Origin of the sequence: Candidatus Pelagibacter sp. HIMB1505, from assembly GCF_052047915.1 — a bacterium.
GTDB lineage: Bacteria > Pseudomonadota > Alphaproteobacteria > Pelagibacterales > Pelagibacteraceae > Pelagibacter > Pelagibacter communis_A.
Map to the genome: position 1 here is coordinate 1031660 of NZ_JBNAIR010000001.1, position 10839 is coordinate 1042498.

General features: G+C 26.5%; 11 protein-coding genes. 4 read left to right on the plus strand and 7 right to left on the minus strand.

The window, feature by feature from the left end; all coding sequences use genetic code 11:
* Positions 1-146 precede the first annotated feature (146 nt).
* The 7 genes from ACTTAU_RS05460 to gatC all read right to left on the minus strand — a co-directional run bounded on the left by ACTTAU_RS05460 (position 147) and on the right by gatC (position 7453).
* On the minus strand, positions 147-1349 hold the full coding sequence (locus tag ACTTAU_RS05460; protein ID WP_438304872.1) for a hypothetical protein: 1203 nt from the start codon (positions 1347-1349) through the stop codon (positions 147-149).
* Positions 1346-2074: a glycosyltransferase gene (locus ACTTAU_RS05465; RefSeq protein ID WP_438304870.1), complete on the minus strand. Its 729-nt coding sequence runs from the start codon at positions 2072-2074 to the stop codon at positions 1346-1348. The genes ACTTAU_RS05460 and ACTTAU_RS05465 overlap by 4 nt, the downstream gene beginning before the upstream one ends.
* Positions 2074-2892, minus strand: coding sequence for an NAD-dependent epimerase/dehydratase family protein (locus ACTTAU_RS05470; protein WP_438304869.1), 819 nt, complete (start codon positions 2890-2892; stop codon positions 2074-2076). The genes ACTTAU_RS05465 and ACTTAU_RS05470 overlap by 1 nt, the downstream gene beginning before the upstream one ends.
* A 1-nt stretch (position 2893) precedes the next feature.
* Positions 2894-4120 carry a DegT/DnrJ/EryC1/StrS family aminotransferase gene (locus tag ACTTAU_RS05475; protein WP_438304867.1) on the minus strand — a complete coding sequence of 409 codons (1227 nt, stop codon included), beginning with the start codon at positions 4118-4120 and terminating at the stop codon, positions 2894-2896.
* Between the two features lie 116 nt (positions 4121-4236).
* Positions 4237-5712, minus strand: a complete 1476-nt coding sequence (gene gatB / locus ACTTAU_RS05480) for an Asp-tRNA(Asn)/Glu-tRNA(Gln) amidotransferase subunit GatB (protein WP_438304865.1) — start codon at positions 5710-5712, stop codon at positions 4237-4239.
* Positions 5709-7166, minus strand: a complete 1458-nt coding sequence (gene gatA / locus ACTTAU_RS05485) for an Asp-tRNA(Asn)/Glu-tRNA(Gln) amidotransferase subunit GatA (RefSeq protein WP_438304864.1) — start codon at positions 7164-7166, stop codon at positions 5709-5711. Before gatA ends, gatB begins: the two co-directional genes overlap by 4 nt.
* Positions 7166-7453 carry an Asp-tRNA(Asn)/Glu-tRNA(Gln) amidotransferase subunit GatC gene (gene gatC / locus ACTTAU_RS05490; protein WP_438304863.1) on the minus strand — a complete coding sequence of 96 codons (288 nt, stop codon included), beginning with the start codon at positions 7451-7453 and terminating at the stop codon, positions 7166-7168. The genes gatA and gatC overlap by 1 nt, the downstream gene beginning before the upstream one ends.
* Before the next feature lie 49 nt (positions 7454-7502).
* Between gatC and ruvX the strand changes: the two genes are divergently transcribed.
* From ruvX to plsY, 4 genes are read left to right on the plus strand one after another with little or no spacing between them, the layout of a single operon-like run.
* Positions 7503-7958: a Holliday junction resolvase RuvX gene (gene ruvX, locus ACTTAU_RS05495; protein WP_085114345.1), complete on the plus strand. Its 456-nt coding sequence runs from the start codon at positions 7503-7505 to the stop codon at positions 7956-7958.
* Positions 7959-8000: 42 nt separating this feature from the next.
* Positions 8001-8942: an aspartate carbamoyltransferase catalytic subunit gene (locus tag ACTTAU_RS05500; RefSeq protein WP_085114346.1), complete on the plus strand. Its 942-nt coding sequence runs from the start codon at positions 8001-8003 to the stop codon at positions 8940-8942.
* A complete protein-coding gene (gene pyrC / locus ACTTAU_RS05505) occupies positions 8943-10229 on the plus strand; it encodes a dihydroorotase (protein WP_438304860.1) in 1287 nt (428 codons plus the stop codon). It begins immediately after the preceding gene.
* Positions 10230-10808 (plus strand): glycerol-3-phosphate 1-O-acyltransferase PlsY, encoded by a 579-nt coding sequence (plsY, locus tag ACTTAU_RS05510; protein ID WP_438304858.1) that lies wholly within the window; start codon positions 10230-10232, stop codon positions 10806-10808. It begins immediately after the preceding gene.
* Positions 10809-10839: the final 31 nt, after the last annotated feature.

Consider the following 10839-nt stretch of genomic DNA (forward strand, 5'->3'; position numbering starts at 1 on the left):
GGTATTAGAGATTTGCTTTGCTTCTTGCATCTTTTTATGTAACGACAAGCCCAATCTGTTTGCAAGTTTTTCTTTTTTTTAGCTGATATTTCTCTCAAGATGAAAAAAATACTGTAATTTTCTAACTTATTAATATCTTTGATCATTTATCTTAATAATTTAGTTTTATTAATTTCAAAATGAGAATTAATAATTTTACTGAAATAGTAAGTGATATATAAAAGGATAAAACATTTAATTGAATGAATAATAAATGCCTTGCTTGCATATAATAATGTATATCTATTTCCTCCCTCAAAATATATGCTGTTCATACAAATTAATATTAATACAATAATTGTATGTTTGTATTTTTTTGCTTCATTTAATAAGTATGGAATTGTGAAGATTAAAAAAACTAATCCATAATCCCAATTTGAAAAAAATAGCATACGACCAATATAAATACCACCACCACATAAAAATAATCTTTCTTCAAAAGTAAGATCGGAATGTATTTTTTTTTTTCCAAATTTAAAATTATAAATAAAAATTGAAACTAATAGTAAAATAGCCAAGAAAATAGACAAATACTTAAAGTATTCATAATTATTCTCTGTAATTATGAATTTAAACTTTATTGCATAATAAGATAAACCTTTAATAATTGATGGTACTCCATGTACTATTAACAAAGCATATTCAATAGAATTTTTCATAATTAAATAAATTTGATCTTTAATCATAATTAAACAAAGTATTGATGTAATAATAATTTTATAAAAGAGTTTTTTATTTTTTAAAAAAACAAAAACTGTAAAGATTGGATATAATTTTAGAAATATTGAAAGAAAAAATAATGATAATTTGAGATATAAATTTTTTGAGATTGAAAGAAAAAAAACTAAAATAAAAATTGTTATGTCTATATTCAGTCTTTCTAATAAAAGTAAACTAGAGGTTGAAAAAAAACTCAAAAATAAAAAAATTGAATATATTTTTGAGTTAATAGTTTGGTTTAATTTAAAATAAATAAACACATATAAATAGATAAGTATAAAATTAAATAATTTAAAATTAAATTTATTATCAAGTTCAAATATTTCAAAAATATCTAACCACAACCAAGTATAAACATAAAGTACCTGTTTTGTATCATAAGGATTATTAAAATATGGATCTAAACCTTCATTTTTACTTCTAAGAGATCTAACAATAGCGTCTAAGTCAGAAAAAGGTGGCAACTGAGAAGGTATTTTGAAAAAGCCCCAAAAATTTCTCCACAAATCATCGTAAAGAGAATAATAAATTAATAATAATGAAAAAACTGAAGGTATTAAAATAAATAATATAAAATTTTTATATTTCATTTTTTTATTAAATATTTTTTTTTAATTAAAAAAAGTTTAAACAATCCATATAAAGAATTTAATATTAACTTAATATTTACATTACTCTGTCCTCTTAATCTATTAACAAATTTTGAATGAATTTCTCCAATCTTAAGTTTATTTATATGTATTGCTAAAAGAATTTCAGAAAGAATTATAAAACCATCACCTATATTTCCACATTTTTTTAAGATAACTTTAATTGACTTATTGGAGTATATTCTAAATCCATTAGTATAATCACTTATATTAATTCTTAAAATTAAATTTGCTAAAATATTAGATAATTTTGAAAAAACTCTTCTTGATAAAGGCCAATTTATAATTCTGCTTTCTTTTAAATATCTGCTTGAAATTAGTAAATCTAAATTATTTTTTGTAAAATATTTTAAATTTCTAATTAGTTCTTTAGGTGAATGAGAGAAATCTGCATCCATTTCTAAAAATATTTGACTTTTATTATTTCTAAATCTTTTTTTTAAACCATATAAAACAGCTGAACCTCTACCTTTTGAATTTTTTCGATGAAAATATTGAACTTTAGTAATTTTATTTTTATTAATTAAAATACCAATATCATTCTTTGGAGTATCATCTACGATAATAATCATAGCTTTAGGAATAAATTTTTTGATACTTTTTATTAAACTTAAAATATTTTCTTTTTCGTTATAAGTTGGAATTATAATATTAATTTCTTTCATTAATAAAAATATTTAAAATCATTATTAAATCTTTTCGGTTTCCAATTTAAATTTTTGATCTTGTTATTATTTGAAACTAAATAAGTAGTTTTAGAATAATCCTTAAATATAACAATTTTTTTTTTTGTATTAAATATTTTTACAATATTTTTTAGATAAAATTTTTTACCACTACCTATGTTGTAAATTCCTTCTTTACTTTTAATTCTTAATTTGTTTATCGCTGAAACAATGTCACTTGTATTCAGGAAATCTCTGTAATGGTTCATATTTTCAAAAATTATTTTTTTCTCAGGACTTTTAAGTTTTTCTTTAATACTAGGTATTACATAAGGAATTTTTTGATTTTTATCTGTAAAACTAAAGATTCTCCCTATACATACTTTAATCGAATATTTCCTCAACTTATTAATAATAAGATTTTCTGCTAATAATTTTGTTTTTCCATATTTGCTAATTGGTTTTAGTTTTGATTTTTCATCAATCTTTTTAAGTTTGTGTAATGGCTTATAAACATGTGAAGTAGAAGAAAAAAAAAACCATTTGGGTTTTTCTTTTTTTTTAATTAAAGATCTAATTATATTATAAGTTCCATTAACATTCACATTGTAAGCCTTTTTATAATTTTGATTTACTAAATTTGTAGGAACTAATGCAGCTAAATGTATAAAAATATCAAAATTTTTCTTCTGGATCCATTTATCAACTTGATTTTTGTTTCTGATATCTCCTCTAAATTCATAAAACTTTATAGGTATTTTTTTTTTTAATTTTAAACCAAGTACTCCATTAGATCCTGTTATCGCGCAAGTTATCATTTTAGATATGAGAAATTCTTAATAATAATTCAGTTAAAATTTTAATTTTTTTATTTGATAACTTAATTGTTGGTAAACCTATGAAAAAACCTCTTTTATCAATTTGATTTGCGTTAATAAGTTTTTTTTTATTAAAGTTTATATTATAAAGTTTGATAGCTGGCTGATTAACAAAATTTCCACTTATAATTGGTCTTGTTTCTACATTATTTTTATTCAAAAAACTCATGAACTTTTCTTTTTTTTTTATAAGTTTTGGATTTAATAAAATTGGAAATCCAAACCAACTTGGCTTTACGTTTTTAAAAGGGTAAAAAAAATTGAATTGATTATTCCAATTTACAGATTTTTTAATAGAGTTTATCAACATATCTCTATTAAAAGCTCTAACTGCCATCATTTTTTTTAATCTTTTAAATTGACTTAAGCCAATAGCTGCTGAGATTTCTAAAGGTCGTAAATTGAAACCTGAATTTATAAAATTAAAATTTTTAGTTTGTTTATGCTTTGATATATCTCTATCCCATCCATGAGCTCTTAAGGTTTTAAGCAATAAATAATCAGATTTATTTTTACAAGCAACCATACCACCTTCACCTGACGTAATTTGGTGTGAGTAATAAAATGAAAAAGAACTAAAGTCACCAAAAGAACCTAAGTATTTATTTCTATATTTTGATCCTAAGGACTCACAGTTATCCTCAATTAAATAAACTTTTTTTTTTGTCGCAAACCTTCTAATTTCATCAATATCTGATGTATTTCCTAAAACATTAATCAGAATTATTGCTTTAGTTTTTTTTGTAAAATTTTTTTTAATTATTTCTAAACTTAGTGAAAAAGAATTTAAATCTACATCGATAAGTTTAGGTTTTAATCCTGCTTGAATGACTGGCCATAATGATGTAGACCAACACACAGAAGGCACTAAACATTCATCTCCAATTTTTAATCTATTTTTTTTCTTTGGATTAGTTAGTGCAAATAATGACAAAAGATTGGCCGAGGATCCTGAATTTACCATTAAACAATATTTAAGCTTGAGTTTTTTTCTAAAATAATCTTCAAACTCTTTTGTTTTTTTCGACATAGTGAGTTGTCTACTCACTAAAACTTTAAATCCTTCTGCTAAATCCTCTTTACTTAAAGCATCATCATGTAAAGGATAATTAAATATTTTATTTTCAATATTTTTTTTTTCTAAAAGCTTTAAAATTTTGTTTTTCACAATGTATTTCTAAAAGATTATGTGTAACATATTAACAATTTAATTCTACTTTATGCTAAAAAACTAAATATCTGAATTAGCTTTTAAGTCCTTTGTGTCTGACTATAATATCAATATTAAAGTTTTTTCTTTAATATTTCATTTATTAACTGAGGATTAGCTTTACCACCAGATGCTTTCATGGCTTGCCCCACAAAGAAACCAAATAATTTTTCTTTACCTTGTTTGTACTCAATAGCTTTTTCTCTATTTTCATTAATAATTTTATCTATTAAAGTCTCTAAAGCCTTAGGATCACTTTGTTGTTTTAATCCTTTTTCCTCAACAATTTTTTGAGGATCTTTATCTCCATCAATCATTAATTCAAAAACAGTTTTTGCTATTTTTCCTGAAATAGTTCCATTTTTTATTAAATTTATTAATATCGCTAAATTTTTAGCACTTATAGGACTTTGAGAAATTTCAATATTTTTACTATTCAATAAAGCAAACAATTCACCTGTAATCCAATTAACCGCTAATTTAATATCTTTATTTTTACCCATCTTAGCCACTACTTCTTCAAAATATTTTGCAATTTCTATGTCTGAAACTAAAATTGTAGCTTCATAGGGAGATAATTTAAATTCATCAATAAATCTCTTTTTTTTATCATCTGGAAGTTCAGGAATATTGGATTTGATATTGTCTATAAATTCATCTGAAACTTCTAAAGGCAATAAATCTGGATCAGGAAAATATCTATAATCATGAGCATCTTCTTTTGATCTCATAGATCTAGTTTCATTTTTTTTAGTATCAAACAATCTTGTTTCTTGATCAATTGATTTACCTTCTTCAATTAAATCAACTTGTCTATTAGCTTCATACTCTATAGCCATCTGCATAAATTTAATTGAATTTACATTTTTTATCTCACATCTTATTCCATAATCTTTAGATTTTATCGGTCTAACAGATACATTAACATCTGCTCTTAGAGATCCTTCTTGCATATTTCCATCACAAGTTCCTAAATATCTCATAATTGATCTTAATTTTTTAATATATGCACTTACTTCATCTGGTGATCTTAAATCTGGTTTGCTGACAATTTCCATTAAGGCAACACCAGATCTGTTAAGATCTACAAATGTATTTTGTGGATCTAAATCATGAATACTTTTTCCAGCATCTTGCTCTAAATGAAGTCTCTCTATACCTACTTCTTTTTGACCATCGGGCATATCTAGAATCACTTTACCCTCACCTACTATTGGATCTTTAAATTGAGAAATTTGATACCCCTGAGGTAAATCAGCATAAAAATAATTTTTTCTATCAAAAACAGATCTTTTATTTATTTTTGCATTAAGACCTATGCCTGTTTTAATTGCCTGTTCAACACAAAATTTATTAATAACTGGTAACATACCTGGAAAGGCAGCATCAACTAAACTTACTTGTGTATTTGGCTCAGAGCCAAATTTGGTAGGTGATGATGAAAATAGTTTGGAGTTTGAGGTTACTTGTGCATGAACTTCTAATCCAATTACCACTTCGTATTGGTTATCACCTCTATCAATTAAATATTGAGAATTAGTATTACTCATTTCATCCACCAATCAGAAATCTTATTCTCAAAACCTATTTTTTCTTCCATTGCATATGCAATGTTTAATAAATTTTGTTCATCAAAAGCTTTACCAATTAATTGTAAACCCAGAGGATATCCTTTTTTATCATGACCTGCCGGAATAGATATCCCAGGTAAACCTGCTAAATTAACTGGTACTGTAAATATATCATTCAGATACATAGAAATTGGATCGTTTGTTTTTTCACCAATTTTAAAAGCTGAACTTGGTGTTGATGGTGTTAAAATTGCATCAACTTTTTTATATGCTTCATCAAAATCAGATTTTATTAAATTTCTAACTTTTTGAGCCTTTAGGTAATAAGCATCATAATAACCTGATGAAAGAACATAAGTTCCAATCATTATTCTACGCTGAACTTCTGAACCAAAACCTTCAGATCTAGTCTTTTCATACATATCTATAAGATTTTTACCTTCGGCTCTAAAACCATATTTTACTCCATCATATCTAGCTAGATTTGAAGATGCCTCTGCTGGAGCTACAATATAATATGTCGGTAAAGCATAATTAGTATGTGGAAGAGAAATATCAATTATTTCAGCACCACAATCTTTAATATATTCAACTCCTTTTTTCCATAAATCTTCAATTTCATCTGGCATACCATCAACTCTATATTCTTTAGGAATACCAATTTTTTTTCCTTTGATATCTTTGTTTAATTCTTTGCTATATTCATTTCTTTTAAAATCAACAGATGTTGAGTCTTTGGAATCATAGGAGCTTATAATTTCATGAAGCAATGCACAGTCTTCAACATTTTGTGACATTGGTCCTGCTTGATCAAGTGAAGATGCAAAAGCTACTATGCCATAACGAGAACAACTTCCATAAGTAGGTTTTAATCCAACGGTGCCAGTAAATGATGCTGGTTGTCTAATTGAGCCACCAGTATCAGTTCCAATTGTAATAGGCGTTAAACGAGCAGCTAAAGCTGATGCTGAACCTCCAGATGATCCACCAGGAACTAAATTTTCATCAATTGGATTTTGGACATTTCCAAAGTAACTAGTTTCATTAGAAGACCCCATTGCAAATTCATCACAATTCAATTTTCCTAAAAGAATAGCACCTTCATTCCACATATTTTGAGTAACAGTTGACTCATAAGGTGGAATAAAATTATTCAACATTTTACTCCCAGCAGTGGTTTTTACATCTTTAGTACAGAACAAATCTTTAACCGCAATTGGAATACCTGGAAGTTTTAAATCTAAATTAGGATCTTCATCAAATTGTTTTGCTTTATTTAAAGCATTTTCGAAATTGTCAGTAATGTAAGCATTAAGTTTTTTTGATTTTTCTGACCTTTCAACAAATGATTTGGTTATCTCTACAGATGACAATTCTTTTTTCTTAACTTTGTTTACTAAATTCGAAAGTGATAAGGATGTAATTTCAGTCATTATTCTATCACCTTAGGAACCACAAAATAATCTTCATTACTATCAGGTGAATTTTTTATAATTTGATCTCTTATATTATCGCTTTCAATTTCATCTGACCTAAGTTTTAAAGTTGTTTCAGCAACAGAAGTTAATGGTTCAACATTATCAGTTTTTAATTCATTGAGTTTTTCAATAAATTCAAATATTGAACTTAAATCTTTTGCTAATTTATCAGCTCTTTCCTCATCTACAGAAATTCTTGATAATTTTGATATATGCTTAATTGTTTTAAGATCTATACTCATATGATAAATAATTTGTGGCAAACTATCACTTAAGTAAAAAATATACAATATGATCAAAATTGAAGATTTTAAAAAAATTAATTCTAAGAAAACTAGATTAATTGGTCTTGATCTTGGATCAAAAAGAATTGGTGTATCAATTTGTGATGAAAAACGATTAATAGCCACTCCCTTTAAAACAATTCACAAAACCACTGGCAAGAATTTAATTGAACAAATAAGAGAAATTATTGAAGAAAATGATATTGGAGGGATTATAGTTGGAAATCCTCTTAATATGGATGGAACACCGGGTAGATCCGCCCAATCTGTTAATGACGTTATTAGAAATATTAAAGATATTATTGATATTCCAATTATTCTTTGGGATGAAAGATTATCCACAGTTGGAGCATTCAATTTATCCAGTCAAATAGATGTTAGTGTTAGTAAAAGAGAGAAAAAAATTGATGAAAACGCAGCTGCTTTCATTTTACAAGGTGCAATTGATTATTTAAATAATTAACACTTGCTATAGTAAAGCATTATAGTTATAGAGTTGGTTTTAATGGCAATTAAAACCAATAAAGCTATTAAAATTTCTCAAAAACATCTCCTAGGAATACAAGATTTATCAATTAACGATGTAAATCTTATTTTAGACGAAGCAAAAGATTACATAAAACTTAATCAAAGCAATAATAAAAGAACAGATGTTCTTAAAGGTAAAACTCAAATAAATTTATTTTTTGAACCCTCAACAAGAACACAAAGCTCGTTTGAATTAGCAGGTAAAAGACTTGGCGCTGATGTTATGTCCATGAATATTAGTAATTCTGCAATTAAAAAAGGAGAAACCTTAATCGATACAGCAATGACTTTAAATGCAATGCATCCAGATATTATTGTTATTAGGCATCAAGACTCTGGCGCATGTAACCTTTTATCTCAAAAAGTTAATTGTGCTGTATTAAATGCAGGTGATGGTAGAAGAGAACATCCTACTCAAGCATTACTAGATGCACTAACTATAATTACTAGAAAAAAAAAAATAGAAGGTCTTAGAATTGCAATTTGTGGAGACATAGTACATTCAAGGGTAGCAAGATCAAATATTTATCTTCTTAATATGCTGGGTGCAGAAGTTAATATAATTGCTCCTACAAATTTAATGCCAAAAGAAATTGAAAGATTTGGAGTGAACACTTTTACTGATATGAAAAAAGGACTTAAAAATTGTGACATAGTTATGATGTTAAGACTTCAAAATGAAAGGATGACAAGCTCATACCTTGCCTCCAACAGAGAATATTATGAATATTATGGATTAACACCAGACAAGCTAGATCATGCAAAACCTGATGCACTGATAATGCATCCTGGACCTATGAATAGAGGTATAGAGATAGATACAATGTTAGCTGATGATATAAACAAAAGTGTAATTAAGGAACAAGTAGAATTAGGTGTAGCTGTAAGAATGGCCTGTTTAAAAATTTTTTGTAAGTAAATGAAAAGACAATACTTTATAAACGCCAATATAATCGACCCTCACAATTCAGTGAATGAAAATGGTGGGCTTATAGTTGGTGAAGATGGAAAAATCGAAGCAATTGGTAAAAAAGTTAACACAAATAACTTACCATCAAGAGAAAAGCCTATTGATTTAAATGGAAAATATATTTTTCCAGGTTTAGTGGATATGAGAGTTTTTGTTGGCGAACCTGGGTATGAATATAAAGAAAATTTTAGAACTTTAAGTAATGCGGCCCTAGCTGGTGGAGTAACATCAGTAGTTACTATGCCAAATACTGATCCAATAATTGATAATGTCTCGATAGTTGATTTTTTAAAAAGAAGAGGAAGAGATAAATCTAAAATTAATATTTTTCCATGTGCCTCACTTACAAAAGGAATTGAAGGCGTTACCATGACTGAATTTGGTTTATTACAAGAAAAAGGAATTGTAGCATTTACAGATGGAATCAAAACTATTCAAAACTCACGACTGATGTCTAGAATTATGAATTCTGCAAAAGACCTAGGAAGTTTAATTATGCAACATGCTGAAGATTATGAGCTTGCAAAAAATGGTATGATTAATTCTGGAATTATAGCAACAAAATTAGGTTTATCAGGTATTCCGGATATAGCTGAAAGGATTATAATAGAAAGGGATCTAACATTATTGGAAAAAACTAAATGCAGGTATCATATATCTCAATTATCATCTGAAAAATCAGTTTTAACCTTAGAAGAAAGAAAAGATAAAGTCCAATTTACTTCTGGAGTTTCAATAAATAATTTATCTCTAAATGAAAATGACATTGGTGACTTTAGAACTTTTTTAAAACTTTCACCTCCATTAAGAAAGGAAGAAGATAGATTAGCATTAGTGAAAGGTTTGAAAGATGGCTCAATAGATGTAATTGTGTCAGATCATAAACCTGAAGATGAAGAGTCTAAAAGATTAACCTTTGCGCAAGCTGCTACAGGTGCATCAGGAATTGAAACTTTACTGTCTTTAAGCCTTGAACTTTATCATAATGGTTCTCTAAAATTAGATACTATAATAAATGCTTTAACAAATAACCCTGCCAGAATTCTTAAAATTAACAAAGGAAATTTATCTATAGGAAATGATGCAGACTTTTGCATTGTAGATATAAGCAAACCTTGGATAGTAAAAAAAGATAAATTGATTTCAAAATCTAAAAATACATCAATAGAAGATAAAAAACTTCAAGGCAGGGTTTTAAATACTTTTGTAAAAGGTAAGGAATTATTCAAATTATAAATGGATTATATCTTAGTAATTTTGATTACATATCTTTTAGGATCAATACCTTTTGGTTTTCTATTAACAAAATTTTTTTTACAGAAAGATATTAGAAATATCGGCTCAGGAAATATAGGTGCAACAAATGCTCTTAGAACTGGCAATAAAATTATAGGATTTTCAACCTTAGTACTCGATGTGGGAAAAGCTGTATTGCCAATTATATTAATCAAATATTATTTCCCACAATATATTTATATTGGTGCTTTAAGTGTATTTTTAGGACATGTTTTTCCAGTGTGGCTAAAGTTTAAAGGTGGAAAAGGTGTTGCTGCATATCTTGGAATACTTTTTTCAATCAATGTTTTATTCGCAATAGTTTTTTCTGTAAGTTGGCTAATAGTTTACTTTATTTCAAAACTGTCTTCTTTATCATCTTTAATTGCAACTTTGAGTGTTCCTATTTTCATTTTTTTCTTTAACATTCAAAGTAATGTAATTTTCTTTCTAATAATGTTTGTTTTGATTTTTTATACACACAGAGAAAATATCAAAAGGCTAAAAAATAAAGAAGAAACAAAAACTAAAATTTATTAATTTGACTATCAATAAGTTTTCGTTAGTTTGT